The organism is Microbispora rosea (assembly GCF_044460045.1).
GTDB classification, from domain to species: domain Bacteria; phylum Actinomycetota; class Actinomycetes; order Streptosporangiales; family Streptosporangiaceae; genus Microbispora; species Microbispora rosea.
In genome coordinates this window covers 938,823-964,151 of record NZ_JBITJO010000003.1, presented here as the reverse complement: position 1 = coordinate 964,151, position 25,329 = coordinate 938,823, and the positions used below count along the sequence as shown (strand labels likewise).

Genomic DNA, 25,329 nt, shown 5'->3' with positions numbered 1-25,329 from the left:
GGTGACAGTGAACGACAGCCCAGCCGAGCGCCGCACCGGAACCGGCGCGGCGGCCGCCCCCCGCCCGCAGGACGACCCCGCCACCCCCACGGAGATCGGGGAGGACCCCGAGCGCGGGTGCCTCATCACCCGCCTTGCGGAGTTGCAGCGCAGCATGGGCCGGTTCTTCGCCCGCGACCGGTCGATGCCGCTGCTGGCCTCCACCCTCACGATGCAGCAGCTCAAGGTCGTCATGTTCCTGTCGTTCGCCGGGTCCACCTCCGGGCAGGAACTCGCCCGCCACCTCGGCGTCGGCCTGGCCACCGTCACCGGCATCGTCGACCGCGTGGTGGCCCAGGGCCTGGCCAGCCGGCACGAGGACCCCCACGACCGCCGCGTACGCCGCGTCGAGCTCACCGAGGCCGGGCGGCGGCTCACCAGCGAGATCATCGAAGCCGGCACCGGAGGCTACATCCGCCTCCTGCGGCGCCTCGACACCGAGACCCTGCGCACCATGGAGACGGTGATGCGCAAGATCGAGGACGTGATGCGCGAGATGCACACCGAAGACCCCGGCCCGCCGGGCCCGCCCGCCTGACCCGTCTCCCGGGCCCGCCCCGGCCTGCTGCTACCTTCCGGCGATATGCCGACCTACATCGAGGAACTCTTCTCGCTCACCGGCCGGGTCGCCCTGGTCACCGGAGGCAGCTCCGGAATCGGATACGCCATCGCCGAGGCGCTCGGACGCGCCGGCGCCGCCGTGGTCCTGGTCGCCCGGCGGCGCAGGGAGCTCGCCGAGGCGGTCGGCGGACTCGAAGACCACGGCGTGCGCGCGGCCGCGATCAGCGCCGACCTCGGCGACCGCGCCGACGTCGCCCGCGTGTGCGAGGAGGCGGGCGACGTCTTCGGCGAGATCGACATCCTCGTCAACGACGCCGCCAACAACATCAGAAGACCCATGGCCGAGCTGACCGCCGACGACTACGACCAGACCATCGCCGTCAACCTCACCGCGCCGTTCCTGCTCGGGCAGCACTTCGGACCTCGCATGGCCGCCCGGGGCCGGGGCCGCATCATCAACATCGGTTCCCAGCAGTCCATCAGCGCCTTCGGCGACAGCGGCGTCTACGGCGCGGCCAAGGCAGCCGTCTGCGGGCTGACCCGCTCCCAGGCCGAGGCGTGGTCGGCGCACGGGGTCACCAGCAACACGATCATCCCTGGGTTCGTCCTGACCCCCCTGACCGCGCCCGCCCAGGCCGTCCCCGGACGGGTGGAGCACATGGCCACCCGGTCCATGACCGGCCGCAACGGCGCCCCCGACGACTTCCGCGGCGTGGCCGTCTTCCTCGCCTCCGGCGCCTCGTCGTACGTCACCGGCCAAACCCTCTGCGTCGACGGCGGCTTCAGCGTCCACTAGGAAGCGCCCGGCGGGCGGCGCGACCGGCTCCCCGGTCCACTCGCGGGTTTCCGGGGTCGTGGCCGACAGCTGATCGCCACTTGGCTCCGCGCCGCAGCTACGCAGGTCCAGGCCGGGTATGAGGGTCACGTCCCGGCGGAACCGGACGAGCGACAGCGAACGCCGGGTCAGGAACAGGAAGGCCGTTACCGAGATGTCCCGCTCCCGCACGCGCGACCCGCGCGAGACCAAGGTCCTCGCGTCGGGCCTCCCCGCCCGGCGGCTGTTCGCGGCCGCGCTCGTGATCACCGCGGCGGGGGTCGCGCTCGCGCAGCCGGCGAGTGCCCGCGTCACCCCGCATCATTCGCGCGCGGAGCACATCGCCCTGCGCAACCCCGGTCCGGGCGGAGACGGCGGGCAGATGGTCGGACGACGGCGTACGGGCAGCGGCCAGTTGATCAAGGGAGGGCGCGCGGGCGGCGGTCAGGGGCAGTCCGGCGCGGGCCGTCACAACCAGAACCTGACCGGCGTCATCAGCCCCACCTTCGTCCGGGGACAGGCACAGCAGGCCATCACCGACCACGGCGTGTTCGAGGTGGAGTCCTCCTTCTGCGGATCCGCACCGGACGTGTGCCTGATCGGGCAGAACATGTCGACCCGCCACGGGTCGTGACGCAACGAGACCATAACCGGGACATGCCTTTGGCGAGCAACCTCGGCTCGCCGCGGCCTGGGGACGCCACGCGTAGGCGGCACCGGCTCCCGCGCCGACCCTAACGTGGCGGTCAGGGACGGCTTCGACATCCGCGACGAGGACGTCGCTCGCCTCTCCCTGTTCGCGCGGCACCACATCACCATGCCGGGGCGGGTGCAGCCGCACGAACGGCAGCGCGTCCAGCCCGGCCGCGGAGTGCCAAGTCAACCTGACTCTTCCTCTCGCCGTCGGTCATCGCCGGCCGCGGCGGGGATGGCGTTGTCGATGAGGACGGCGGCGATGGCGGCGGCGGTGGGGAAGGCGTCGGCGTTGAGGACCCGGGTGCGGGCCGCGGCGCCGTCGATGAGCAGCGCGAGCTGCTCGCCGAGCTGTTCGGGGTCGGCGGCACCGGCTTCGCGGGCGGTGTCGGCGAGCCGCGCGGCGACGGCTTTCTTGTAGTCGCGTGCGTACTGGGATGCGGGGTGCTGGGGGTCGTGAAGTTCGACGGCGGCGGCGATGTAGGGGCACAGCGGCGTGGTGGGGGGGATGTCGAAGGCGGCGAGGAGCCGTTCGCGGGGCGTGAGGTCGGTGCGGTCGAACACGCCGGACAGAACGGAGGGGTCGAACCGGCGCAGGTATTCGGCGACGAGTTCGTCCTTGCCGGTGAAGTGCTGGTAGGCCGTGCGCTTGGACACCTGGGCCGCCGCGCAGAGCTCGTTCATGCCGGTGCGGTTGATGCCCTGCTCGCGGAACAGCTGTTGGGACGCGCTGAGGATGCGCTCGCGGGCGCCCCGGCCGCGGCGGCGCCCCTGGGGGCCCTTCTCCACTTCCGTCATGGGCCCATGGTACCCGGGCTGGGTAACGGCCGGTGTACATAGTTTGCGTCCCGGCCACCCGCCCCGTACGGTAAGCACACAGATCGGTGTACTTAACATCGTCACCCCGGGTGCACACGGCACCACCGACCCAAGGGAGCGACTATGGGAAAGCTCGACGGCAAGGTCGCGGTCATCACTGGCGCCACCACCGGCATGGCGCTGGCCGGCGCGAAGCTGTTCGTCGACGAGGGAGCGCACGTCTTCATCACCGGCCGCCGCCAGGACGCCCTGGACGAGGCCGTGAAGCAGATCGGCCGCAACGTCACCGGCGTCCAGGGCGACGCCGCCGACCTGGACGACCTGGACCGCCTGTACGACACCGTCAAGCGGGAGAAGGGCAGCCTCGACGTGCTGTGGGCCAGCGCAGGCGGCGGCGAGCCCGCCCCGCTCGGCGAGATCACCGAGGCCCAGTTCGACACCTGGTTCGGGCTCAACGCCCGCGGCACCCTGTTCACCGTCCAGAAGGCCCTCCCGCTATTCAACGACGGCGGCTCCATCCTCATGACCGGCTCCAACGCCTCCCTCGGCGGCTTCCCCGGCTGGAGCGTCTACGCCGGCAGCAAGGCCGTCCAGCAGGCGTGGGCCCGCGTCTGGCTCAACGAGCTCAAGGACCGCCGCATCCGCGTCAACGTCCTGACCCCCGGCCAGGTCGCCACCGCCAAGCAGGAAGAACTCTTCGACGAGGCCACCAAGCGCCAGTTCGAGTCCCTCATCCCCCGCGGCCAGATGGGCCGGCCCGAGGAAATCGCCACCGCCGCCCTCTTCCTCGCCTCCGACGACTCCAGCTACGTCAACGGCATGGAACTCGTCGCCGACGGCGGCACCACCGCCATCTGAACCACGCAACCCACACCCAGGGCAGGACATCTCATGAGCAACATCAGCATCATCGGCACCGGGAACATGGCCCGCACCATCGGCGCGCGGGCGATGGCGGGCGGCAACACCGTCGAGATCATGGGCCGCGATCAGTCCAAGGCCGCCGGCCTGGCCAAGGCTCTCGGCGACGGCGCCACGACCGGAGAATGGGGCGCCACCCCGGCCGGGGACCTCGTCATCGTGGCCCTGTTGTACAACGGCGTCGTGCCGGCCGTCGCCCACTACGGAGACGCTCTCGCGGGCAAGGTCATCGTCGACATCAGCAATCCCTTCAATTCCACGTTCGACGGGCTGGCGCACCGCGAGGAGACCTCGATCGCGCAGGAAGCCGCCAAGGTGGCCCCGGCCGGCGCCAGCGTGGTGAAGGCGTTCAACACCGTCTTCCGCCATGTCCTGGAGAAGGGTCGGCCCGACGTCTTCATCGCCGGCGATGATGCGCAGGCCAAGGCAAGTGTGGAAGCGTTCATCGAGAGCCTCGGGCTGCGCCCGCTGGACGTCGGCGGCCTGAAAATGGCGCACTGGCTGGAAGGAGCGGGCGTGGTCACGGTGGGCCTCGCCAACCACGGGGTGGGGAACGTGGACTTCGCCCTCAGCATCACCGAACTTCCCGTCTGAACAAACGACTGACGGGTGCCCGCCGCCACATCACGGCGACTGACAGTAAGCGGCGCCCAGGCCATGCGAGGCAGGCCTGCCTCCTGGTGATGTCGAGCCTGCTGGGACATCCCTCCGGTCCTGTCGCGGGCTGTTCCAGGCCCTCAGCGTCGGCTGTCTCCCGGCGCGAGCAGGCTGGTGACCTCGGCGATCGACTCCGCCGACGGGTGGAGGTACTTCCGTACGTTCTCCGGCTTCTTGTGCCGGGACTTCGCCATGAGCATCACAAGGCCGGCCCCGGCCTTGCCGAGGTGGGTCAGGCTGGCGTGCCGGCATTCGCGCAGGTCCCAGCCCGCGCCCGGCACGCCGCCGACGGCTGTGTACGCGTCGAGGAGGGCGCGGGCCTGCCCGTACGACAGCCGGGCCAAGCCGGTGTCCTCCGATCGTGCGACGGTCTCGTACAACATTCGCCACAGCGTCTTCTCCCGAAAGTGGACGTCGCGGCGAGCGATCAGCCGGTCAACGGCCGTCTTCGAGCGCGCCGGGGCCTGCGAGTCCGGCGGAGGCATCCGCTTCACTCAGGCCGGAACTGCCGGGCCGTCCTAGCCGCGCTCGGCATACCAGCCCAGCCACGACGACACCGCCGCCCTGCGGGCGACCCAAACCGGGACAGGCCTTCGGCGAGCAACCCCGGCTCGCCGAAGGCCGGAGACGCTGCGTCCTCAACGTCGGGTGCGGTACGGGCAACCTCCCCGCCCTGCTTCGCCGCGCGGCGGCGCGACCGTCACGGGACTCGAACCCGACCCCGCGACCGCCCGTCGCTGCCGTACTCGACGCGGTCCTATTCGGCGCGCATGCGTGCGACCTCGGACTGGAAGACCTCCTGCGTCCGGCTCAGGAAGGTGGCGATCAGCTCCAACTGCTCGTCCGTGTAGTCGTCCATGGCACCCCGCCAAGCCTGGACGAACGGCCGGAACACCGGTGCGACGTCCTGCGCCGCCCGCTGCACCTGGAGCGTGACCGTGACCTTGCGGCGGTCGGAGTCGTCGCGTTCGCGCCGTACGTAGCCGGCCGCCTCCAGCCGGTCGATCACCCCGGTGACGGACGCGGTCGTGATGCCCGCGCGCCTGGCCATCTCGCCGGCCGTCATCGGGCCATCGCTGAGCAGGTTGAGGCAGTGCAGGTCGGTCGTGTTCACGCCGATCCGTTCGGCCGCGGCCTGGCTCATGGAGACCGACCACGCGCCATTCCGGCGCAGTGCGTCGAGCAGCCGGGCCATGAGGTCGGCGCGTCTTGACACAACCACACTTACTCCTTAGCCTTCCAAGTATCTAGATAAACTAGAGATATGGCTCTCTAGTTGTTAGAGTACCCGGGAGGATGTTGTGATCAAAGACGTGGTCAAGCGCTTCTATGACGAGGTGCTCAATGCCGGCGACCTCGACGTTGCCGACGAGATCGTCGGCCCGGAGTTCGCGCCCCGCGGCGGCTCCGTCCGTGGCCCCGAGGCGCTGAAGCAGACCGCCCGCTACCTCCGCAACGCGATCCCCGACCTGCGCTTCGACATCGAAGACCTGATCGCGGAAGGCGACCGAGTAGCCACCAGGTGGACCTTGCGCGGCACGCACGAGGGCGACTTCTTCGGCTTCCCCGCCACCGGCCGCCCGCTGGAGGTGCGCGCCTGCGTCGTCTTCCGGCTGGAGGACGGCAAGGTGGCCGAGATCTGGCCGGTCATCGACTCCAGCTCGCTCCCGCGCGCGGCATGACGCCTGCGGCGCCAGCCGTCACCCCGGCACTACGGCGACCGATTCGGCGGAGAGCGTGACCTCGACGGTGATGTACGGATTGTCCGGCTGTGGGAGCTGAAGCCCACGCGTGAACTCCTCCACATCGTCCGGCATCACCTTCGGCTGGACGACGACCTTGACGCGGCCGGTCTCGTCGTCCGGGTGCGCCGTCATCGTGGCCACCTCGGGTCGGGACCTGAGCCAGGAGACGACCGTGTCCTGCGCCCGACGGAGCTCCGCGGCCGAGAATCCCTTGCCGCCGATCAGAGTGACCTCCAAGGGGAGAGTCCTGGCCAGCTCGATCGCGCGAGGCGGGATGGAACCCTTGAAGCCGACGCGCAGCCCCCGCTGCTCGTCGACGTATCCGACGCCGGAGATCTCGTCGGGAAACTCCGCATTGAGCTGGTCGATCACCCGGCTGTTGGACGACTGCGAGCCGAAGCGGTCGATGGCCTCCTCATAGGAGATGCCCTCCGATCTGGCGACGGTCCCGAGGTCGACCAGCTCGGCGTAGGGAATGCCGTCGATCATCACGTCCGGGTCGGTCACCGCAGGGTCGTACCCCTCGAAGTCCGTCCGCCTGGGCGACGAGGTGGCGGCCACCCGGGCCGCGTACCGCTTGACCACCTCCTCCAGGGGCCGGCCCGACGCCGCCGCCTCTCGCTTGAGCCGCTCCAGGGTGGGCCGGTGCACTTCGGGCTGATCGGCCCGCGGCAACACGATCGTCTCGGTCCCGGCCACAGTGGACAACGGATCAGCACCAGACTGGCCGCAGGCGCACAACGACATGAGCACCGCGACGACGGCCAAACGCGATCTCTTCATACCTGAGGGACGCGCCACCGGCCCGAAGGGTTCATGACGCCCTGTCGATCACTACTGATGCGTACGTGGACGGGGGCAGGTCACGGCATCACGACGAGTCGCCTGCCTTTGAGGTCGGTTCGCTGCCAGGCGGTCTCGATGTCGCTCAACGGGACCTTCTCCACGTCGAAGGTGAGCTCGCCGGACCGCGTCCACGCCACGATCCGCTGGTACACCTCGTCCATGGTCCGCGGGTCGAGCCCCTTGGCCGCGCCGTAGATCTCCACGCCGGACGTACGCAGGCTCGACGCGGCGAGGGTGAGTCCGGCGCCGGCCGACTCGCCGATCTGGACCACGCGGGTCGGCTTGCCGAACGCGAACGACCGCGGCACCAGCGCGCGCAGCAGGATCTCGCTGGGCCTGCCCCACAGGTAGTCGAGGACGACGTCGTAGCCGTCCCCCCTGGCGTCGAGGTAGGCCTGCGCCAGCGCCTCGTCGGAGACCGCGGTGTTGATCACCGTGTCGGCCCCGAGGGCCTGCACCTCGCGCAACTGGTCGTCGTCGCGGCCGGTGGCGACGATCCGGCCGGCCCCCAGCAGCCGGGCCACCTTGACCGCGAGCCGCCCGGCGACCCCGGTGGCGCCCTGCACCAGCACCGTCTCCCCGGGGACGAACCCCGCGGCCGCTTTCATCGACATCGCGGTGACGGCCGAGGCCATCACACTCGCCACGGCCGGGTCGACGCCCTCGGGGATCGGCACATAGGAGCCCTGGGGCACCACGGTCTTCTCTGCGAGCGCGCCGTAGGGCGGGCGGATACCGCCGAACCCGACGAGCGTGCCGTCCGGGAGGGCGCCGACGCCGTCGAAGGCAGGGATCACCGGAAACCGGCCTATGTACTTCTCGCCGGCATAGTGCGTGCCCGCCGCGATCGCCTTGTCGACGTTTTCGACGGCGACCGCCTTGACGTCGATGATCACCTCGCCGTCGGCGGCCACCGGATCGGGGAAGTCCTCATAGCGCGGGATGCCGCCGGCTTCGTGGAGCACCGCCGCCTTCATCCCAGCTCCTGCCCGAATAAGCGGGCGATCCGGGTCTGCCACGAGGCCAGCACGCGAGGCGGACGGGCCGGAGAGTGGTTCAACCCGTGATGGAGCGAGCGGTGGTGCGCACGGCGATTCGCACGGTGGTGCGTGAGCGAGTGCTGCCACCCCTGAGCGTGGCGGGCCTGGCCCTGATGCCCGGCCGAGTGCCCGGCCGGCTGCTCGGCGTGCGCGGGAACCCCCGGAATGCGGTGGGTCGCCCGGTGCAGCAGATCGCGGAGCGAGTGCCGATGTCTCATCGTTGCCTCCTCTGACACGAGTGTTCTCTATCACTGATAGGGAACCCTATCACTGCTAGAGTTCGCAAGGGAGGTGCCGGAATTGGCTCTGGACAAGCAGCGGATCGTCACCGAGGCGGTCGCGCTACTGGACGCGGAAGGTCTCGACGGCGTGACCACGCGCAAACTGGCCGCCCGGCTCGGCGTACAGTCGCCGACCCTCTACTGGCACTTCCCGAACAAGGCCGCGCTGGTCACCGCGATCGCCGAGGCGATTCTCGAGCAGCAGTTCCCCGAGCTGGAGCCGCCCGCGCCGGAGGAGCGCTGGCACGAATGGCTGATCGACCTGGCCGGGCGGCTGCGCCAAGCGCTGCTGGCCCACCCGGACGGAGCCCGGATCATCGCGGTCTCCCAGCTGTCCCTCACGATGGCCGCCATCTCCGAGCTGGCGATGAGCACACTCGTCGGGCGGGGCATCGCCCTGCGGCAGGCTCGCCTGATCGTCTTGACGGTGCTGCGCTTCACCGTCGGCTACGTCCTGGAGGAACAGGCCGGCCGCCCCGGCGCCGACGCCCTCGACGGCTTCGACATGGCCGCCTACGCCGCGGCGTACCCCACCGTGATGGCCGGCGTGACCGAGTACTTCCAGCCTGGCCGCACCGTCGACGATCTGTTCCGCGATTGCCTGGAACAGATCATCCATGGTCCTGCGGCGCAACCCGGCCCCGCGTCCTGACCGCCCATCCCGGCACGCTGCGGCATCGTGCGTGAAAGTTGCACGACCCGCCTAACTCCGCCGCAGCTCAAGCCCCCACCAGGGGTCTTCCACTTGACCGTTTCAGTACGTCCTGATCACGATCGCACGGGCAAGATCCTCCAGAAAAGGGACGTAATGAGCACCCTGCGCATCGCCAGGCCGGCCATCGCACTCCTCACGGGCGCAGCGGTCGCCGCCCAGGTCCTCACCGGCGTACCCGCCGCGACCGCCGACACCGCTCCCGTCAACGTCACCGTCAACACCCGCGCGGGCCTGGCCGCCGCGTCCGACACCGCCGTCGGCACCAACCACGCGATCTGGGACGGCAACCTCGGCACGAACGAGACCGCCGACCTCCTCAAGGCCGCCGGCGTGAAGATGCTGCGCTACCCGGGCGGGTCGTACGCCGACATCTACCACTGGAAGACCCACACCGCGCCCGGCGGCTACGTCGCCCCCGGCACCGACTTCGACACCTTCATCAGCGGAGCCAAGCGCACCGGCGCCCAGCCGATCGTCATCGCCAACTACGGCACCGGCACCGCCCAGGAGGCCGCCGACTGGGTCGAGTACGCCAACGTCACCAAGAAGTACGGCGTGAAGTACTGGGAGATCGGCAACGAGAACTACGGCAACGGCCACTACGGCGCCGACTGGGAAGCCGACGACCACGCCGACAAGAGCCCCGCCGAGTACGCCAGAAACCTCGTGCAGTACTCCGACGCCATGAAGGCCGTCGACCCCACCATCAAGATCGGTGCGGTTCTCACCACCCCCGCCAACTGGCCCGACGGCATCGTCGCCGAGGGCGACCAGGCCACGTGGAACGACACCGTCCTGTCGATCGCCGCCTCGAAGATCGACTTCGTCATCCTGCACTGGTATCCACCGTACAACGACGTGGCCGACGTCCTCACCAAGACCGCCCACATCCCCGACATGATCTACCTGGTCCGCAAGCAGATCGCCAAGCACGCCGGCGCCCGCGCCGGCGACATCGGCATCGCGGTCACCGAGATCAACAGCGGGATCGCGCCGAACACCCAGCCCGGCGCGCTGTTCGCCGCCGACGCCTACGCCGGCTTCATGGAACAGGGCGTGTTCACCGTCGACTGGTGGAACGTCCACAACGGCGCCGGCACCATCAGCACCGTCGCCGGCCACACCGACTACGGCGACTTCGGCATGCTGTCCAGCGGCACATGCTCGGGCGACACCTGCGAACCCCCGCTCAACACGCCCTTCGCCCCCTACCACGCGCTCACCATGGTCAGCGCGTTCGCCCGCCCCGGCGACCGGTTCGTCCGCGCCGCCACCGACGAGCCGCTGGTCGTCGCGCACGCCGCCCGCCGCCCCAACGGCGACCTCGCCGTCCTGCTGATCAACCGCGACCCGGACGGCGAACACCAGGTGGAGATCGACTACGCCGGGTTCACCCCCGCCGCCGGAGCGCCCACCGTGCAGACCCTCACCAACGGCGCCACCTCCGTCAGCACCGGCCAGGCCGGCACCGCCACCACCCAGACCCTCCCGCCGTACTCGCTGACCACGCTGGTACTGCACCCGGCCACCGCCACCACGGGCTCCCCCGCGGCCCCCGGACAGCCCACCGCGAGCGGCGTCACCGACAAGACCGCGACGATCTCCTGGCCCGCCGCCGCGCCCGGCGCGAGCCCCGTCGCCAAATATGAGATTCACCGCCAGAACGGCGCCGTCACCGAACAGCTCGGCGAGACCTCCGGCACCTCCTTCACGGTCCACAACCTCGTCCCCGGCACCCGCTACACGGTCAACGTCGTCGCCCGCGACACCGTCGGCCGCGTCTCCTGGGCCTCCGCGCCGCTCACCTTCACCACCGGCACCCCCGACAAGAGCTCCTGCTCGGTACGCCTGACGGACACCAGCGACTGGGGCAACGGGTTCGTCGCCACCGTGGACATCACCAACACCGGGACGGCCGCCGTCGACGGCTGGACGCTCCACTTCACCTGGCCCACCGGATGGCAGACCGTCAGCAGCGGATGGAGCGCCAACTGGACGCAGAGCGGAACCTCGGTGAACGTCACCAGCACCCCGGACAACGGCAAGCTCGCCCCCGGCGCCGCCACCTCCATCGGCTTCGTCGGCGCCTACAGCGGCCCCAACGTGCTGCCGACCGCCTTCACCCTGAACGGCGCCCTCTGCACCGCACAATGAGCCGCGTGCCATGATCGCGGATTTGACTTGGAGCGCGCTCCAACTCGCAGACTGGTCCCCATGGACGAGGGCATGACCATCGCGCAGGTAGCGCAGCGTACCGGCCTCACCGCTCACACGCTGCGCTACTACGAGCGCACCGGACTCATGCTGGAGCCGCCGCCACGCGGCGACAACGGCCACCGGCGCTACACCGAGCGGGACGCCGACTGGATCGCGCTGCTCACCCGCCTGCGGGCGAGCGGCATGCCCATCGCCGCCATGCGCCGGTACGCCGAACTCGCCCGCAGGGGCCGGGACAGCTACGTGGCCCGCAAGGAGCTGCTCGAGGCCCACCGGGCCGACGTGATCGCCAAGATCGAGCAGCTCCGAAGCGATCTCGAGATCGTCGACTACAAGATCGATCTCTACAGCCGCAGAATCAGGGGAGAAGAATGAAGCAGCACACGCTCGGCCAGGGCCTGCGCACCTCGGCGCTCGGCCTGGGCTGCATGGGGATGAGCGACTTCTACGGTCCGGGCGACGAGTCCGAATCGATCCGCACCCTTCATCGCGCGCTCGATCTGGGGATCACCCTCCTCGACACCTCCGACGCGTACGGGCCGTTCACCAACGAGAGGCTCGTCGGCAAGGCCGTCGCCGACCGGCGCGACCAGGTGGTTCTGGCGACCAAGTTCGGCCTCGAGCGCCTGCCCGACGGCACCCGCCTGGGCGTCAACGGCCGCCCCGACTACGTGCGCCGCTGCTGCGACGCCTCGCTGGAACGGCTCGGGATCGACCACATCGACCTGTACTACCAGCACCGCGTCGACCCCGACGTCCCCGTCGAGGAGACCTGGGGCGCCATGAAGGAGCTGGTCGAGGCCGGGAAGGTCCGCCACCTCGGCATCTCCGAGGCCGCGCCCGCCACCGTCCGCCGCGCGCACGCCGTCCACCCCATCACCGCGGGACAGTACGAATACTCCCTGTTCACCCGGGACATCGAGAACGAACTGCTGCCCACGCTCCGGGAGCTCGGCATCGGCCTGGTGGCCTACAGCCCCCTCGGGCGCGGCCTGCTGACCGGTGCGATCGCGGACACCGGCGAGCTGGCCGGCGACGACTTCCGTCATCACAACCCCCGCTGGCAGGGCGACAACTTCGCCGCCAACCAGGCCCTGGCGGCCAAGGTCGGCGAGATCGCCGCCACGCTCGGCGCGACCCCGGCCCAGGCGGCCCTCGCCTGGGTGCTGACCAGGGGCGGGGACGACGTCGTGCCGATTCCCGGCACCAGGCGGGTCACCCGGCTGGAGGAGAACGTCGCGGCCCTGGACATCACGTTCGAGCCGGAGCACCTCGACGCGCTCGACTCCCTCGCCGGTCAGGTCGCCGGCGACCGGTACAACCCGGCCGGAATGAGCACCGTCAACCACTGACCACCAACCTGGCACCGGACCCCGGCACGGACCTCGTGCCGGGGTCCCCTGTCGTAGGTAGGGGTTTTCGAGTTGATCTTGATCTGGAACTACCGGACGCCTTTACATTGTAGATCAGGAGAGGAACTCACTCAGCAGACGGGTGACCTCACACTCCAGGCTTGGCAGGTGACCGGGCCGGGGGTCGTCGCCCTCATGCGGCCGCTCAGCCGTCGACGGCCTGCGCCGCGGCGGCGATCGGTTCGAGCCCCGCGATCAGCTCGTCGAGCTCGTCCGCACTGAGCACGCCGTACGCCGGGGCCGCCAGCTCGTCGGTGAGCGCCTCGATCCGCTCCTTGGTCGTGCGGCCGGCGTCGGTGAACCCGCCGGCGGCGTCCACGAGGCCGCGGCTCCGCAGCCCATCGACGACGGCGGCCAGTTGCGCCGTGGGCAGGTGGTGGATCCGGCCGAACTCCTCCGGCTTCATGCCGAGGGAGAGAGCGAGCAGGACATGGGCCTCGGTGCCGCCGATGCCGTGGGCGACAAGGGCCGCGTTGTGGCCGTCCCCGCGGTGCTCCCGCAGCAGCGTCGCCGCGTGCCACAGCCTGGCCACCGGCTCCCTGGGCACCGCCAGCGCCCGCAGCCCGGCGTACAGGGCTCGGCCCTCGATCGGCGCGCTGACCGCTGCCCGGGTGGCGATGTCGGCGATCCGCACCAGACCGGGAAGGTCCGCGTGCTCCCCCATCATCTGCCGCAGCGCGGCGGCGCTGGCCCGCTCGCGCACGGCGATGGCCTCCTCCGGGCTGGTCTTCCCCCACACCCATGGGATGTGGCGCGCCACCTCGCCGGGGGCGAAGTTATAGAAGACCGCGTGCACCACCTCGGCCGGTGCCGGCCCCAGCGGCGCGGCCCGGCCCGCGAAGTATCCGTCCCAGTAGTTGCGCATGCCGAGGGCCAGGAACGCCTCGTTCACCACCTCGGAGAAGGTGACGGTGGCGATCGGCTCGACGAGTTCGAACATGCGGTGGACCTTGGCCCGCGGGTGCAGCAGCATCGGGCGGCATCTCCCTTGGTCGTGACAGCTGATCGTGCCAGCTGATCGTGACGGTGCCCTCGTGGCGACCGCTCACCTTGGCTACGAACAGCGTGGCCCGGATACGACAACTCCGGCCGAAAAACTCCGGTCGATTCCGCCGGGCAGCGCCGGCGTGTCGTCCGGACCGGGTCGCCGCCCGGTTGCCGAAAATTGGTCCTCAATAGGCCCGCAGGATCGGACCTTATCGAGCGTACCGATTCCTGCCAGGGTGAGGAGCATGACGACGACGACAACGCGTTTCGACGGCCAGGTGCTCAGGCCTGGCGACGCCGGCTACGACACCGCCCGCACGGTCTGGAACGCCATGATCGACCGGCGCCCACGAATGATCGTCCGTGCGGCGAGCGTCGCCGACGTGGTCGCCGCCGTGCGGATCGCCCGCGAGCTGGACCTCGAGATCGGCGTCCGCTGCGGCGGCCACAACGCCGCCGGCTTCGCCGTCCCCGACGGCGGTCTCATGATCGACCTGACGCCCATGGGCGGCGTGCGGGTCGACCCGGCCCGTCGCCTGGCCCGGGTGCAGGGCGGCGCGCTGCTCGGCGCGCTGGACCGGGCGTCCCAGGCGTACGGCCTGGCCACCACCGCCGGCAACGTCTCACACACCGGCGTCGGCGGGCTCACGCTCGGCGGCGGCATGGGCTGGCTGGCCCGCCAGTACGGCCTGGCCTGCGACAACGTCGTCTCCTACACGGTGGTCACCGCCGAGGGCGACGTGGTCACCGCCAGCCGCACCGAGAACCCCGATCTGTTCTGGGGCCTGCGCGGCGGCGGCGGCAACTTCGGCATCGTCACCGACTTCGAGTTCCGGTTGCATCACACCGGCACGCGGACGCTGGTCGCCGAGTTCGACTTCCGCGCCGAGGACGCCGTCCCGGTCATCGAGGGCTGGCGCGACCTGAACGCCGTCGCGCCCCGGCAGGCGACGTTCACCGCCGGCGTCGCAGGCACTCCCGCCGGCCCGATCGCCACGCTGGGGTTCGTATGGGTCGGCGACCCGGCCGAGGGCCGCCGGCTGCTCCCCGCGATGGCCGCGCTCGGACGCCCGGTCGCCTCCCGCGTCACCACGCCGTCCTACCTCGAACTACAGCGACGCGACGACTCCACCGGCGGCCACGCCTACCGCCGCTATTCCAACGGGCACTACCTGCGGAGCTTCCCCACCGCGGCGATCGAGGCCTTCTTGCTGCGCGGCCGCCCCGACCTGAGCGCGAGTCCGGAGCTGCCGAACGTCGGCCTGCAGGCGCACGGCGGCGCGATCGCCGATGTCCCGGATGCGGACGCGGCGTTCAGCCACCGCGGCACGATGTTCGAGTTCGGCGCCGGCGCCCGCTGGACCGACCCGGCTGAGGACGACGCCAGGATGGGTGCCGCCCGCGCCGCCGGCGCCTCGCTCGAGCCGTACGCCAGCGGAATCTACGTCAACTCGTTGACGGCCGACGAGCTGGCCGACGGGCGGCGCGGCGTGCGGCGGGCGTACTCGGCGGCGAAGCTGGCCCGGCTGACCGCGCTGAAGACCGCCTACGACCCGGCGAACGTGTTCCACCTAAACCAGAACATCCGTCCGGCACAGTGACGGGCCGCGTCAGGATCCCCGCACCTCACGGATGGCCGTCGCCAGCATCGCGACCCCCTCGGCGATGGCGCTCTCGCTGAGGATGGCGTAGCCGAAGATCAGGCCACCGGGCCCGGCGCCGGCGATCCGGAACGGCCCGACGCCCTGGATGCCGAGCCCGTGCCGGGCGGCTGCCGCCACCACCGCCGCCTCGTCGAGGTCGGGCGGGAGCCAGGCGACCACGTGCTGCCCGGCGGCGATCCCGGCCGGCCGCAGATCCGGCAGATGAGTGCGCAGCGCGTCCAGCAGCGCATCACGCCGGCGCCGGTACACCGGGCGCATCCGGCGCAGGTGACGGTCGAACTCGCCGCGGGTGAGGAAGTCGGCGAACGTCAGCTGGTCGATGACCGACGAACCACGGTCGGCGAGCAGTTTCGCCGCGGCGACGTCGGCGACCAGCTGGGGAGGCACCACCATCCAGCCGAGCCGCAACCCCGGCGCGAGCGTCTTGCTGGCCGTGCCGCAGTAGACGACGTGCTCGGGAGCCAGGCCCTGCATGGCGCCCACCGGAGACCGGTCGTAACGGTACTCCGCGTCATAGTCGTCCTCGATCACGATCGCGCCGCGGCGCCTCGCCCAGCGGATCACCTCGGCCCTGGCCGTCGCCGACAGCACCCCGCCGGTCGGCCACTGGTGCGACGGCGTGAGGACCAGCGCGTCGGCGTCGGCCAGGTCGAGGGCGTCGACCCGAACGCCGTCCGGACCCACCGGGATGCCGACCACGTCCAGTCCCGCGGCTGCGGCGAGCACCCGGGCATCGTCGCGGGACGACGGGTCCTCCAGGGCGATCCGCCTGGCCCCGCGCCGCGCGAGCACCTGGATCAGCAGCGCGACGCCCTGCCCGTAGCCGTTGCAGACGACCACGTTGCCGGGGACGGCCAGCGTGCCGCGCACCCGGTTCAGGTAGTCGCACAGGGCCTGACGCAGTTCCGGCACGCCCCGCCCGTCGAGGTAGGCGAACCGGTCGTTGGGTGTGGTGGTGAGCACGGTGCGAACCGAGCGCAGCCAGGCGGCCCGCGGGAACTGCGACACGTCGGTGCGCCCGTACCCGAAGTCGATCCTGAAGCCGACGCTACGGGCGGCCTGCTGCGCCGTCGAGCCGGCCGTCGAAGCCGCCATTGAGGTCGCCGTCGAAGCCGCGGAGCCCGCGCCGGCGACCGTCTGCGGCATCGTCTCGGCGACCTGGGTGTAACCGCCCGATCGGCTGGCGAGGTAGCCCTCGGCCACGAGCTGCTGGTAGGCCTCCACGACCACCCCGCGGGAAACCCCGAGCCCGGCCGCGAGGGTGCGGGTGGGGGGCAGCGACGCACCCGCACGCAACCGACCGGCCCGGATGCTCGCGCGGATGGACGCCTCGATCTGCCGGTGCAGCGGCACCCCGGCGTCCCGGTCCAGCTCGATGAGCAGGTCCTCGGCCAGCCCGGAGTTGATCCTCGATCGCCCCACAGGATCGGACCTTACCGGGCGTGTGCCGGGTGCAGGCTCCTGGTCATCTCAGGTCTCCCCTGCGGATTTGTCGTCACGTGCGCACGGCGGGGTGCAGCGCGGGGGCTCGGTTGCTCCACCGACCGAGCGCCTTTACAAAGTAGATCAGGACAGGAACTCGTTCAGCAGACGGGTGACCTCTGCGGGGCGCTCCAGGCTCGGCAGGTGACCGGCCCAGTCGAGTTCGAGCAGCGTCGCGTCCGGCAGCTCCTCCGCGATGTGCCGCCCGCTCTCCCGGAAGTACGGCAGGTCCTGCCCACCGGTGACCACCAGCGTGGGCGCCGTGATGACCGTCAGGTCGATCGGGTCCCTGCGCCGCTCGATCTCGGGGTCGGCCGCCAGCTGCACCTCGAAGGCGTGCCGCTGCATCGCCGCCACCCGCGCTCTGACCGGCTCGTCCGCCTCGGGACCCAGCCATGTGCGCACGTTGAGGTCCACCGCTCCCCCGACGTCGCCGGCCTCGATCAGCCGGTCCTCCTCCGCCCCGAAGGCTTCGAGGTCGGGAGTCGGCGGCAGGCCGCAGCCGGCGTTCAGCAGCACGAGCCGCGAGACGAGATCGGGATGCCCGGTCGCGAGCTCCAGCGCCACCCGCCCGCCGTACGACGATCCGACGAGCCCGACCCGGCGCAGCCCGAGCGCCGCGAGCAGGTCCGCGACGTCGCCGGCGTCCGAGTAGGGCCCGTCCGCGACGCACGGTGTGCGCCCGTGCCCCCGGAAGTCGAGCCGGATGACGCGGAACCGCTCGCCCAGCGGCTCCCACTGGGGATCCCACATGCCCGAGTCGGCGACGCTGGAGTGCAGCAGGACGACGGGCTCGCCGGAGCCCCGTTCCTCGTGCCGGACGGTCATCGGGCCTCCAATGCGACGCGGACGCCGAGGGCGACCAGGACCGTCCCCGACACCTGTTCCAGGCGGCGGCGGACCGCGGGCCTGCCGAGCACGGCACCGGCCCGGCCGATCAGCCAGATCACCCCGGCGTACCAGATGACGTCCACGACCACCCAGATCACCGCGAGCATGGTCAGCGTCAACGGCACATGGGCGCCCTGGGGCACGAACTGCGGCAGGAACGACATCGCGAAAACAGCGGCCTTCGGGTTGGCTCCGCAGGTGGCGAGCCCCAGACCGTACGAGCGGCGCCATCCGCCGCGCACCTCTCCCCCACCGTACGGCACGGGCGGGTCGAGCGCCGCAGGCGCGCGCCTGGCCTTCCACAACGACTGCACGCCCATCACGATCAGCAGCGCCGCGCCCACCGCCTTCATCGCGCCGTAGGCGACCTCCGAGGCCAGGACCAGCGCGGACAGCCCGAATACGGCGGCCATCGCCCAAAGGAGGATGCCCGTCTCGTTGCCGAGGAGAGCCGCCACACCGGACGAGCGCCCGGCCCTGAGCGTCTGTCTCAGGATCACCGCGGTGCTGACACCCGGGATCATCGCGAGCAGGAAACACGAACCGACAAAAGCGATCCAAATCACGCGGTCATCGTCCCGGCGGGGGTCCGAGCGCCGCAACCGCTTTCCCGGCCGCGGCTCGGCCTCTGCCCTGCGCAGCCTTCGGATCGACATTGCTATATATTTCAGTCAGAGCTGAAATGACTAGCGAGCAATCACCACCCGACGCCCGCCTACGAGCCGGTGGCCGCCATGACACAGTGAACCGGCACACGATCAAGAACGGAGGACGCGGTGATGAGCACTGAGGAACAGCAGGACCGGCTGCTTCGCTGGGTGGAGCGGGTGGCGGCCTTCTGCGTCGAGGAGTGGGGGCTGCCGCCCATCACCGGACGCGTCCTCGGCTGGCTCATGATCTGCGATCCGGCCGAGCAGTCCGCCGGCCAGATCGCGGAGGTCATCCAGGCCAGCAGAGCCTCGCTCACCTCGAACATGCGCTTCCTCACGGCCATCGGCCTGGTCAAGAAGGTGAGGAGGCCCGGTGATCGCATCTCCTACTACCGCATCGAAGACGACGCCTGGCAGAAGGTCATCCAGCGCAAGCTCGAAAGCCTGAGCGCGTTCGGCGAGATCGCCGACGAAGGGCTCGACATCGTGGGCGGCGAGGGGCGCGAGGGGCACCGCACCGAGCGCATCAAGGCCGCCCACGACTCCCTGACGTGGCTGCAGAACCTCGCGGCCCGCCATCCGCTACGCCGTTAAGGAATCCCCATGCACCTCCGGCAACCCGAACTCGGGCTGGTCCAGGAAACCCTGCTGCTCACTCTCCACGCCAGAGCCCTGGACGCCGGGCGGCCCAGCCCGATCCTCGGCGACACGCTCTCAGCCGACCTGGCCGGCACCATCGACTACGACTTCGGCAAGCTGAAGGTCAAGCCCAACCTCGTCGTCACCACGGCACTGCGCGCCAAGATGCTCGACGACGTCGTCCGCGCCTACGTCGCCGCTCATCCCGGATGCGTGGTGCTCGATCTGGGCTGCGGCCTGGACCCGAGAGTGTTCCGCTGTGATCCCCCGCCCGGCGTCGACTGGTACGACATCGATTTCCCGGAAGTGGTGCACCTGCGGGCCGAATGGCTGCCCTGCCGTTCCCACCTGGTCGGAGCCGACCTCACTGGCTCCGGCTGGCTCACCGCGATCCCCGGCGACCGGCCGGCGATGATCGTCGCGGAAGGGCTGTTCCCCTTCATGCCCGGCGACTCCTTCCAGGCGCTGACCCGCGCGCTGGCCGGTCACTTCCCTTCGGGCGAGCTCGCGCTCAACGGCTACACCCGCTTCGCCGCCTGGGCCATGAAGTATCACCCGACCATCAAGGCACTCGGCATCAAAGCCGCCCAGGGCTTCGACGACCCGCACGAACCCGAGTCCTGGCGCGCCGGCCTCGAACTGGTCGAGGAGCAGTTCCTCACCCGCGCACCGGAAATCGCCCGGTTCCCGCAACCCCTACGCGCGCTGACCCGTCTCACCGCCCGCAGCACGGCCTTGTCCCGGCAAGGGGCACGCATTCTCCGCTACCGGTTCTGAGCCCATCGCGAGTCTCGCCCGCCCGACGAGCGCCCCAGATGCCGAGGACGCGGTCCAGGAGGTATGGCGGTGACCGGCCCGGCAGGCCGACCGCCGATACGAGGAGACGAAAAGGAGACCGCCCGCTCCTTTCCACTTTCAACGTATAGCGCCCAGGGGGGCTTGCGGCAAGACCCCCGTCGTGCCGCACAATCGTCCGCCGGAAGCAGCGCCTGCGACAACGGGGGACGCGACGTGCGCGTTGCCGTCGACGCATGGGCCGCGCGGGGACTTCGTCACGCCGGTTCGGGGCGCCTTGATGCGTGAAACGGTCGCAAGCGACCCAGATCGGAGCTGATGACGTGAACCCGCTGCCCACCAGCGCGTTCGACCTTCCCGACCGCCTTTCCCACAAGGCCGATCCGAAGTTGATCGCCGCCGACGAGCGGCACTTCGCGGCCATCGCCGAAAGCCTCGAACAGTCGATCGCCGACCTGGCCGGTCGCCTCGACGCCGAGCTGAGGGCGCCCGGCGGCGCAGGCCGGCAGGCGCTGGACCGGGACCTGGAGGTCCATCGGCTGACCGCCCGCCTGCGCGTCCTGCGCCGCTTCGGCCTCGACCTGTGCCTCGGACACATGGTCGGCGAGGACGATCCCGAGCCCGTGTACATCGGACGGCTCGGCCTCACCGACAGCGCCGGTCGCCGGCTGCTGCTCGACTGGCGCTCCCCCGCGGCCGAGCCGTTCTTCGGCGCCACCCACGCCAACCCGATGGGCCTGGCCAGCCGCCGCAGGTATCGCTGGACCCGCGGCCGGATCAGCGACTACTGGGACGAGGTGTTCACCCCGGACGGCTTCGACGGGCACGCCGCGCTCGACGACCAGTCCGCGTTCATCGCCAGCCTGGGCGGCAGCCGGTCGCCGCGGATGCGCGACGTGCTCGGCACCATCCAGGCCGACCAGGACGCCGTCATCCGCGCGGGATCCGAAGGCGCTCTCGTCGTCGACGGAGGTCCGGGCACGGGGAAGACCGTCGTCGCCCTGCACCGCTCCGCCTACCTCCTCTACTCCGACCCTCGCCTCGGTCACCGCCGGGGCGGCGTGCTGTTCGTCGGCCCGCACCAGCCCTACCTGGCGTACGTCGCCGACGTCCTGCCCAGCCTCGGGGAGGAGGGCGTGCAGACCTGCACCCTGCGGGACCTCGTCCCGCAGGGTGCGGCCGCGACCGTCGAGAAGGACCCGGACGTGGCCCGCCTGAAGTCGTCCGCGGACCTGGTGAAGGCCATCGAACCGGCCGTCAGGTTCTATGAGAACCCGCCCGCCGCGCCGATGACGGTCACGACCCCCTGGTCCGACATCTCGCTGAGCGCCGACGACTGGGCCGAGGCGTTCGACGCACCGGACCCGGGCACTCCCCACAACGAGGCGCGCGACCAGATCTGGGATGAACTGCTCACCATCCTGGTGGACAAGTACGACGGCGACGCACCGGCCGAGCTGGTCCGCAAGTCGCTGCTGCGCGACAGGGAACTGCTCACGACCTTCAACCGCGCGTGGCCGCTGATCGAGCCGGACGACCTCGTCGGAGACCTGTGGTCGGTGCCCGCCTACCTGCGGATGTGCGCACCCTGGCTCAGCCCCGACGAGGTGCGGAAGCTGCAGCGCGCGGACGCCCAGGCCTGGACGGTGTCCGACCTGCCGCTCCTGGACGCGGCGCGGCAGCGGCTCGGCGACCCGGAGGCGTCCCGGCGCAGGCGTCGCCGTGACGCCGCCGTCGCGGCTCGGCGCGAGGACATGGACCGGGTCGTCGAGGACCTGATCGAGGCCGACGACTCCGAGATGCTCGTGATGTCGATGCTGCGCGGACAGGACCTGCAGCGGGCCCTGGTCGACGACACCGCGCTGCCCGCCGCCGACCCGGACCGGCTCGCCGGCCCGTTCGCGCACATCGTCGTCGACGAGGCGCAGGAGCTCACCGACGCGGAGTGGCAGATGCTGCTGCTGCGCTGCCCGTCCCGGAGCTTCACCATCGTCGGGGACCGCGCCCAGGCGAGGCACGGGTTCACCGAGTCGTGGCACGAACGGCTCAAGCGGATCGGGCTCGACCGGGTCACCCTGGCCTCCCTGAGCATCAACTACCGGACGCCGGAAGAGGTCATGGCGGAGGCCGAGCCGGTCATCCGGGCGGTGCTCCCGGACGCCAACGTGCCGGCCTCCATCCGCAGCGGCGGCGTCCCCGTCGTACACAGCTCCGTTTCGGATCTGAGCGCCACCCTCGACACCTGGCTCGCCGAGCACGCCGAGGGGACCGCCTGCGTCATCGGCGACCCCTCGTTCGAGGAGACCTCCCGCGTCCGGTCGCTGACCCCCGAGCTGTCGAAGGGGCTCGAGTTCGACCTGGTCGTCCTCATCGACCCGGAGAGGTTCGGCGAAGGGATCGAAGGAGCGGTCGACCGCTATGTCGCCATGACCAGGGCGACCCAGCGACTCGTCATCCTCACCAGCTCCTGACGCCGGCCGTCCGTCCCCTGCCGGAGAAGGCGGTCACCGATGTCACCACCCGACGGGGCCGAGGCGGTCGGTGAAGATTCCCGTCGGCCCGTCGGGGCCGATCATCGCGAGTCCGACGATCGAGTCGGTGCCCTCGGTGACCGTCAGCTGACCGGTGTGGTTGTTCATGTCGGTGGCGGCGAACGTGTGATTCGCGACTTCTCCGGGAGTGGTGGCGTTGAACTTGATCTGCGGAAGCGCCTGGGCGTACCGGACGGTGATCATGTTCAGTGCCGCCTTCGACGAGGTGTAGGCGAGCTCGTGCATCTTCGCGACGGGCTGGTCCGGATCGGTCACGACCGCGAAGGATCCGGCGGCGCTGGACACCATCACCACCCGAGGATTGTGCGCCGCCCGCAGCAGGGGAAGGAACGCGTTCGTGACCCTGATCGGTCCGTAGACGTTGGTGTCGTAGACGGAGTGGATCTCGTCCACCGTCGTCTCCGCGGGTGGGGTGACCCTTCCCGGCGCGCCGGCGTTGTTGATCAGCACGTCCAGGCGGTCGGTGTGCCCGCGGACGAGCCGTACGGCGCCGGCCACCGACTCGTCCGAGGTCACGTCCAGCGGGACCACGACCACACGGACGCCGTCGGCGGCAAGCTTGTCCGCCGCCGCCCGTCCCCGGCTCTCGTCGCGCGAACCGAGGAAGACCGTCCACCCCTCTGTCCCGAGCCGGCGGGCCGCTTCGAGGCCGAGTCCCTTGTTGCCTCCGGTGATCAGCACCGAGGTCTGCTCCGAGTTCGTCATTCGTCCTCACTCCGTGGAGTCGCATGCCGCCCGGATTGTCCGCGCGGCGTCCTGACGAACACGAGATGCCGTCGCCCCGCCGCCTGTGACAGCACGGTTGTGTGACGTACGCCACCTGCCGCCGCGGTCACAGAAGCCCGAGGATTGGCATCTTGTGCGTGTGGCACAGTCGAGAGCGATCGGGCAGGAGCCGGTGATGGGCGAGGGACAGGTGGGCGCGGCCGAGCCGTTCGACCATGGGATATCCGTGGACCCGGCCACCGAGGCGTACGTCGCCCACCGCAAGCTTCTGTTCACCGTGGCCTACGAGATGCTCGGCTCGGCCGCCGACGCCGAGGACGTGCTGCAGGAGACCTGGCTGCGCTGGGCGGGGGTCGACCTCGGCACGGTGCGGGATCAGCGTGCGTACCTTGTGCGGATCGTCACCCGGCAGGCGCTGATGCGGCTGCGCGCGCTCGGGCGGCGCAAGGAGTCGTACGTCGGGCCGTGGTTGCCCGAGCCGTTGCTGACCGCGCCGGACGTGGCCGAGGACGTGGAGCTCGCCGAGAGCGTGTCCATGGCGATGCTGCTGATGCTGGAGACGCTGTCGCCGACCGAGCGGGCGGTGTTCGTGCTGCGCGAGGTGTTCGACCTGGACTACGACGAGATCGCCGAAGCCGTCGGCAAGAACCAGGCCGCCGTCCGCCAGATCGCCCACCGCGCACGCTCACACGTCGCCGCCCGCCGCCCCCGCGACGTCGTCTCCCGGAGCGAGACCCGTGACGCGCTGGACGCCTTCCAGCGGGCGGTCGAGACCGGCGATCTGCAACGCCTGCTCGACATCCTCGCCCCCGACGTCGTCCTCCTGAGCGACGGCGGCGGAGTCAAGAAGGCCCTGGCCCACCCCATCGTGGGGGCCGGCAAGGTGGCTCGTCTCCTCGCGGCCGGTCTGGACAGGTTCGGCGGCAAGGTATGGATCGAGCCGGTGCAGGTCAACGGCCATCCGGGCCTCGTCATGCGGATCGACGGGGAGGTCGACGGCGTCGTGGCGATGCAGATCGAGGACGGCCTCGTCACCGGGATCTACTTCGTCCGCAATCCCGCCAAGCTGACGCATGTCGAACGCGAGACCGCACTGAGCCGCTGAGCTCCGCTTCAGGGACCATGGGCGGCGGCGCCGGAGTCGTCCTCCGGCGCCGTGCCGTACAGGCGGGACAGGTCCGCGACGGCCTCGGCCATCAGCGCGCGCAGCTCGGCCGGCTCCAGCACCTCGACGAGCACGCCCATGCGCAGGAACAGCCACCTGGCGTGCGTGACGGACTCGATCGGCAGCGTCAGCCGGGTCCAGCCGCCGGGCTCAGGCGACCCGTCGGCAAGCGCCTTGTCGACGACGTCCTGCCCGACGGTGAATCGGAACAGGTCCTCCGCGCCCGGCGCGAGCCGCACCACCGCCTCGGCCGTGTACATGCGTGAGGCGAACTCCGCGGCGAACTCGCGCCAGAACGCGGCGAGGTCGAAGTCCTGCGGCCGTTCGAAGCGCTCCGAGAGCACCTCGGCCTCGATGATCCGGCCCACCCGATAGGTCCGCACCGTCCCCGAGCAGGCGGCGGCGAGATACCAGGAACCCCCCTTGAGCACCAGCCCGTAGGGATGCAGCAGCCGTTCCACCTCCGTCGGCCCCCACCGGCGGTAGCGCAGGCGGAGCACCCGCTCATCCCACACCGCCTCCGCGACCTCCGTGAGGAACGGCGCCTCGTCGGCGCCGCGGTACCAGCCCGGCACGTCGAGGTGGAACCTCTCCCGCATCCTGGCGGCATGAGAGCGCGGCTCGGGCGGCAGCGCGGCCAGCAGCTTCAACTCCGCCGCCGCGGCGAAGTCGGCGAGCCCGAGCTCGGCGGCGGGGCCGGGCAGACCGGCCAGGAACAGGGAGGACGCCTCCTCCACGGTCAGTCCGTTGAGGCGGGTACGGTAGCCGTCGAGCAGCCGATATCCGCCGAGCGGCCCGCGATCGGCGTAGACCGGCACGCCGGCGGCAGACAGGGCCTCGACGTCCCTGTATACGGTGCGGACCGACACCTCCAGCTCGTCGGCGATTTCCGTGGCGGTCATCCTGCCGCGGGTTTGCAATAGGAGCAGCAGGGACAGCAACCGGCTCGCGCGCATGCGTTCAGTCTGCCACCTTTACAAAGTAGATTTATTTGCTTTCGAACATGTGCTGTGTTCAA

General features: G+C 70.7%; 27 protein-coding genes. 15 read left to right on the top strand and 12 right to left on the bottom strand.

The genetic code is table 11. The features are described 5' to 3' along the window. Positions 1-7 precede the first annotated feature (7 nt). From ACIBK1_RS16670 to ACIBK1_RS16660, 3 genes are all read left to right on the top strand, one after another. Positions 8-577 (top strand): MarR family winged helix-turn-helix transcriptional regulator, encoded by a 570-nt coding sequence (locus ACIBK1_RS16670; protein WP_396735766.1) that lies wholly within the window; start codon positions 8-10, stop codon positions 575-577. Positions 578-622: 45 nt separating this feature from the next. Further along, entirely contained in the window at positions 623-1,396 is a 774-nt protein-coding gene (locus tag ACIBK1_RS16665) for an SDR family NAD(P)-dependent oxidoreductase (RefSeq protein ID WP_396735763.1), read from the top strand. A gap of 193 nt (positions 1,397-1,589) precedes the next feature. Further along, the gene (locus tag ACIBK1_RS16660; protein ID WP_396735760.1) at positions 1,590-2,048 is read left to right on the top strand and encodes a hypothetical protein; all 459 of its coding nucleotides are present in this window, start codon (positions 1,590-1,592) and stop codon (positions 2,046-2,048) included. Between the two features lie 245 nt (positions 2,049-2,293). Here ACIBK1_RS16660 and ACIBK1_RS16655 read toward each other — a convergent pair whose 3' ends face one another. Continuing rightward, on the bottom strand, positions 2,294-2,905 hold the full coding sequence (locus ACIBK1_RS16655; RefSeq protein WP_076434223.1) for a TetR/AcrR family transcriptional regulator: 612 nt from the start codon (positions 2,903-2,905) through the stop codon (positions 2,294-2,296). A gap of 144 nt (positions 2,906-3,049) precedes the next feature. Between ACIBK1_RS16655 and ACIBK1_RS16650 the strand changes: the two genes are divergently transcribed. Together ACIBK1_RS16650 and ACIBK1_RS16645 are read left to right on the top strand one after the other, a co-directional pair. Next, positions 3,050-3,784, top strand: a complete 735-nt coding sequence (locus tag ACIBK1_RS16650) for an SDR family NAD(P)-dependent oxidoreductase (protein WP_076434222.1) — start codon at positions 3,050-3,052, stop codon at positions 3,782-3,784. A gap of 33 nt (positions 3,785-3,817) precedes the next feature. Beyond that, positions 3,818-4,441, top strand: a complete 624-nt coding sequence (locus ACIBK1_RS16645; RefSeq protein WP_396735757.1) for an NADPH-dependent F420 reductase — start codon at positions 3,818-3,820, stop codon at positions 4,439-4,441. A 143-nt stretch (positions 4,442-4,584) separates the two neighbouring features. Here the strand turns inward: ACIBK1_RS16645 and ACIBK1_RS16640 are convergent, their stop codons facing one another. Beyond that, on the bottom strand, positions 4,585-4,887 hold the full coding sequence (locus ACIBK1_RS16640; RefSeq protein WP_396735754.1) for a hypothetical protein: 303 nt from the start codon (positions 4,885-4,887) through the stop codon (positions 4,585-4,587). Between the two features lie 374 nt (positions 4,888-5,261). Then, entirely contained in the window at positions 5,262-5,720 is a 459-nt protein-coding gene (locus ACIBK1_RS16635) for a MarR family winged helix-turn-helix transcriptional regulator (protein WP_357318054.1), read from the bottom strand. An 85-nt stretch (positions 5,721-5,805) separates the two neighbouring features. Between ACIBK1_RS16635 and ACIBK1_RS16630 the strand changes: the two genes are divergently transcribed. Next, on the top strand, positions 5,806-6,186 hold the full coding sequence (locus tag ACIBK1_RS16630) for an ester cyclase (protein WP_030508101.1): 381 nt from the start codon (positions 5,806-5,808) through the stop codon (positions 6,184-6,186). Positions 6,187-6,204: 18 nt separating this feature from the next. Here the strand turns inward: ACIBK1_RS16630 and ACIBK1_RS16625 are convergent, their stop codons facing one another. The 3 genes from ACIBK1_RS16625 to ACIBK1_RS16615 all read right to left on the bottom strand — a co-directional run bounded on the left by ACIBK1_RS16625 (position 6,205) and on the right by ACIBK1_RS16615 (position 8,353). Continuing rightward, positions 6,205-6,948 (bottom strand): hypothetical protein, encoded by a 744-nt coding sequence (locus ACIBK1_RS16625; RefSeq protein WP_030508100.1) that lies wholly within the window; start codon positions 6,946-6,948, stop codon positions 6,205-6,207. 164 nt (positions 6,949-7,112) lie between these two features. Then, a complete protein-coding gene (locus ACIBK1_RS16620; protein ID WP_396735750.1) occupies positions 7,113-8,072 on the bottom strand; it encodes a zinc-binding alcohol dehydrogenase family protein in 960 nt (319 codons plus the stop codon). Then, positions 8,069-8,353 carry a hypothetical protein gene (locus ACIBK1_RS16615; protein WP_156080912.1) on the bottom strand — a complete coding sequence of 95 codons (285 nt, stop codon included), beginning with the start codon at positions 8,351-8,353 and terminating at the stop codon, positions 8,069-8,071. The genes ACIBK1_RS16620 and ACIBK1_RS16615 overlap by 4 nt, the downstream gene beginning before the upstream one ends. Positions 8,354-8,435: 82 nt before the next feature. Here ACIBK1_RS16615 and ACIBK1_RS16610 point away from each other — a divergent pair, with 82 nt between their 5' ends. From ACIBK1_RS16610 to ACIBK1_RS16595, 4 genes are all read left to right on the top strand, one after another. After that, positions 8,436-9,068, top strand: a complete 633-nt coding sequence (locus tag ACIBK1_RS16610; RefSeq protein WP_396735746.1) for a TetR/AcrR family transcriptional regulator C-terminal domain-containing protein — start codon at positions 8,436-8,438, stop codon at positions 9,066-9,068. A 156-nt stretch (positions 9,069-9,224) separates the two neighbouring features. Then, complete coding sequence (locus ACIBK1_RS16605; protein ID WP_396735743.1) at positions 9,225-11,285, top strand: cellulose binding domain-containing protein; 2,061 nt, start codon at positions 9,225-9,227, stop codon at positions 11,283-11,285. Positions 11,286-11,345: 60 nt separating this feature from the next. Further along, positions 11,346-11,723: a MerR family transcriptional regulator gene (locus ACIBK1_RS16600; RefSeq protein ID WP_030508096.1), complete on the top strand. Its 378-nt coding sequence runs from the start codon at positions 11,346-11,348 to the stop codon at positions 11,721-11,723. Then, positions 11,720-12,700, top strand: a complete 981-nt coding sequence (locus ACIBK1_RS16595; protein ID WP_396735740.1) for an aldo/keto reductase — start codon at positions 11,720-11,722, stop codon at positions 12,698-12,700. The genes ACIBK1_RS16600 and ACIBK1_RS16595 overlap by 4 nt, the downstream gene beginning before the upstream one ends. A 205-nt stretch (positions 12,701-12,905) precedes the next feature. Here ACIBK1_RS16595 and ACIBK1_RS16590 read toward each other — a convergent pair whose 3' ends face one another. Then, entirely contained in the window at positions 12,906-13,733 is an 828-nt protein-coding gene (locus ACIBK1_RS16590) for an SCO6745 family protein (protein ID WP_396735737.1), read from the bottom strand. Between the two features lie 259 nt (positions 13,734-13,992). On the opposite strand from ACIBK1_RS16590, the gene ACIBK1_RS16585 reads away from it, so the two are divergent. After that, the gene (locus ACIBK1_RS16585) at positions 13,993-15,348 is read left to right on the top strand and encodes an FAD-binding oxidoreductase (RefSeq protein WP_396735734.1); all 1,356 of its coding nucleotides are present in this window, start codon (positions 13,993-13,995) and stop codon (positions 15,346-15,348) included. 9 nt (positions 15,349-15,357) lie between these two features. Here ACIBK1_RS16585 and pdxR read toward each other — a convergent pair whose 3' ends face one another. The 3 genes from pdxR to ACIBK1_RS16570 form a co-directional block, all read right to left on the bottom strand. Beyond that, positions 15,358-16,833 carry a MocR-like pyridoxine biosynthesis transcription factor PdxR gene (gene pdxR, locus ACIBK1_RS16580; protein WP_396735731.1) on the bottom strand — a complete coding sequence of 492 codons (1,476 nt, stop codon included), beginning with the start codon at positions 16,831-16,833 and terminating at the stop codon, positions 15,358-15,360. 144 nt (positions 16,834-16,977) lie between these two features. Further along, positions 16,978-17,721, bottom strand: coding sequence for an alpha/beta fold hydrolase (locus ACIBK1_RS16575; protein ID WP_396735728.1), 744 nt, complete (start codon positions 17,719-17,721; stop codon positions 16,978-16,980). Further along, positions 17,718-18,308 carry a LysE family translocator gene (locus ACIBK1_RS16570; RefSeq protein ID WP_396735725.1) on the bottom strand — a complete coding sequence of 197 codons (591 nt, stop codon included), beginning with the start codon at positions 18,306-18,308 and terminating at the stop codon, positions 17,718-17,720. The genes ACIBK1_RS16575 and ACIBK1_RS16570 overlap by 4 nt, the downstream gene beginning before the upstream one ends. A gap of 255 nt (positions 18,309-18,563) precedes the next feature. Here ACIBK1_RS16570 and ACIBK1_RS16565 point away from each other — a divergent pair, with 255 nt between their 5' ends. The 3 genes from ACIBK1_RS16565 (at position 18,564) to helR (ending at position 22,339) form a co-directional block, all read left to right on the top strand. After that, the gene (locus tag ACIBK1_RS16565) at positions 18,564-19,028 is read left to right on the top strand and encodes a GbsR/MarR family transcriptional regulator (protein WP_076434208.1); all 465 of its coding nucleotides are present in this window, start codon (positions 18,564-18,566) and stop codon (positions 19,026-19,028) included. 9 nt (positions 19,029-19,037) lie between these two features. Continuing rightward, positions 19,038-19,850, top strand: a complete 813-nt coding sequence (locus ACIBK1_RS16560) for a class I SAM-dependent methyltransferase (protein WP_030508088.1) — start codon at positions 19,038-19,040, stop codon at positions 19,848-19,850. A gap of 341 nt (positions 19,851-20,191) precedes the next feature. Then, on the top strand, positions 20,192-22,339 hold the full coding sequence (gene helR / locus ACIBK1_RS16555; protein WP_396735720.1) for an RNA polymerase recycling motor ATPase HelR: 2,148 nt from the start codon (positions 20,192-20,194) through the stop codon (positions 22,337-22,339). A 42-nt stretch (positions 22,340-22,381) separates the two neighbouring features. Here the strand turns inward: helR and ACIBK1_RS16550 are convergent, their stop codons facing one another. Further along, the gene (locus tag ACIBK1_RS16550) at positions 22,382-23,125 is read right to left on the bottom strand and encodes an SDR family NAD(P)-dependent oxidoreductase (protein WP_030508086.1); all 744 of its coding nucleotides are present in this window, start codon (positions 23,123-23,125) and stop codon (positions 22,382-22,384) included. A gap of 196 nt (positions 23,126-23,321) precedes the next feature. Between ACIBK1_RS16550 and ACIBK1_RS16545 the strand changes: the two genes are divergently transcribed. Then, positions 23,322-24,251, top strand: a complete 930-nt coding sequence (locus tag ACIBK1_RS16545; RefSeq protein WP_396736005.1) for an RNA polymerase sigma-70 factor — start codon at positions 23,322-23,324, stop codon at positions 24,249-24,251. An 8-nt stretch (positions 24,252-24,259) separates the two neighbouring features. Here the strand turns inward: ACIBK1_RS16545 and ACIBK1_RS16540 are convergent, their stop codons facing one another. Continuing rightward, positions 24,260-25,267, bottom strand: a complete 1,008-nt coding sequence (locus ACIBK1_RS16540; protein WP_396723301.1) for a helix-turn-helix transcriptional regulator — start codon at positions 25,265-25,267, stop codon at positions 24,260-24,262. Positions 25,268-25,329 lie beyond the last annotated feature (62 nt).

What these genes read in the sequence shown, in the direction of transcription:
- ACIBK1_RS16615 (WP_156080912.1), bottom strand. Translation starts at nt 8,353, where the DNA reads ATGAGACATCGGCACTCGCTCCGCGATCTGCTGCACCGGGCGACCCAC.
- ACIBK1_RS16540 (WP_396723301.1), bottom strand. Translation starts at nt 25,267, where the DNA reads ATGCGCGCGAGCCGGTTGCTGTCCCTGCTGCTCCTATTGCAAACCCGC.
- ACIBK1_RS16545 (WP_396736005.1), top strand. Translation starts at nt 23,322, where the DNA reads ATGGGCGAGGGACAGGTGGGCGCGGCCGAGCCGTTCGACCATGGGATA.
- ACIBK1_RS16590 (WP_396735737.1), bottom strand. Translation starts at nt 13,733, where the DNA reads ATGCTGCTGCACCCGCGGGCCAAGGTCCACCGCATGTTCGAACTCGTC.
- ACIBK1_RS16650 (WP_076434222.1), top strand. Translation starts at nt 3,050, where the DNA reads ATGGGAAAGCTCGACGGCAAGGTCGCGGTCATCACTGGCGCCACCACC.
- ACIBK1_RS16560 (WP_030508088.1), top strand. Translation starts at nt 19,038, where the DNA reads ATGCACCTCCGGCAACCCGAACTCGGGCTGGTCCAGGAAACCCTGCTG.
- ACIBK1_RS16620 (WP_396735750.1), bottom strand. Translation starts at nt 8,072, where the DNA reads ATGAAGGCGGCGGTGCTCCACGAAGCCGGCGGCATCCCGCGCTATGAG.
- ACIBK1_RS16605 (WP_396735743.1), top strand. Translation starts at nt 9,225, where the DNA reads ATGAGCACCCTGCGCATCGCCAGGCCGGCCATCGCACTCCTCACGGGC.
- ACIBK1_RS16575 (WP_396735728.1), bottom strand. Translation starts at nt 17,721, where the DNA reads ATGACCGTCCGGCACGAGGAACGGGGCTCCGGCGAGCCCGTCGTCCTG.
- ACIBK1_RS16655 (WP_076434223.1), bottom strand. Translation starts at nt 2,905, where the DNA reads ATGACGGAAGTGGAGAAGGGCCCCCAGGGGCGCCGCCGCGGCCGGGGC.
- ACIBK1_RS16585 (WP_396735734.1), top strand. Translation starts at nt 13,993, where the DNA reads ATGACGACGACGACAACGCGTTTCGACGGCCAGGTGCTCAGGCCTGGC.
- ACIBK1_RS16665 (WP_396735763.1), top strand. Translation starts at nt 623, where the DNA reads ATGCCGACCTACATCGAGGAACTCTTCTCGCTCACCGGCCGGGTCGCC.
- ACIBK1_RS16600 (WP_030508096.1), top strand. Translation starts at nt 11,346, where the DNA reads ATGGACGAGGGCATGACCATCGCGCAGGTAGCGCAGCGTACCGGCCTC.
- ACIBK1_RS16640 (WP_396735754.1), bottom strand. Translation starts at nt 4,887, where the DNA reads ATGTTGTACGAGACCGTCGCACGATCGGAGGACACCGGCTTGGCCCGG.
- ACIBK1_RS16565 (WP_076434208.1), top strand. Translation starts at nt 18,564, where the DNA reads ATGAGCACTGAGGAACAGCAGGACCGGCTGCTTCGCTGGGTGGAGCGG.
- ACIBK1_RS16645 (WP_396735757.1), top strand. Translation starts at nt 3,818, where the DNA reads ATGAGCAACATCAGCATCATCGGCACCGGGAACATGGCCCGCACCATC.
- ACIBK1_RS16660 (WP_396735760.1), top strand. Translation starts at nt 1,590, where the DNA reads ATGTCCCGCTCCCGCACGCGCGACCCGCGCGAGACCAAGGTCCTCGCG.
- ACIBK1_RS16570 (WP_396735725.1), bottom strand. Translation starts at nt 18,308, where the DNA reads ATGATCCCGGGTGTCAGCACCGCGGTGATCCTGAGACAGACGCTCAGG.
- ACIBK1_RS16550 (WP_030508086.1), bottom strand. Translation starts at nt 23,125, where the DNA reads ATGACGAACTCGGAGCAGACCTCGGTGCTGATCACCGGAGGCAACAAG.
- ACIBK1_RS16595 (WP_396735740.1), top strand. Translation starts at nt 11,720, where the DNA reads ATGAAGCAGCACACGCTCGGCCAGGGCCTGCGCACCTCGGCGCTCGGC.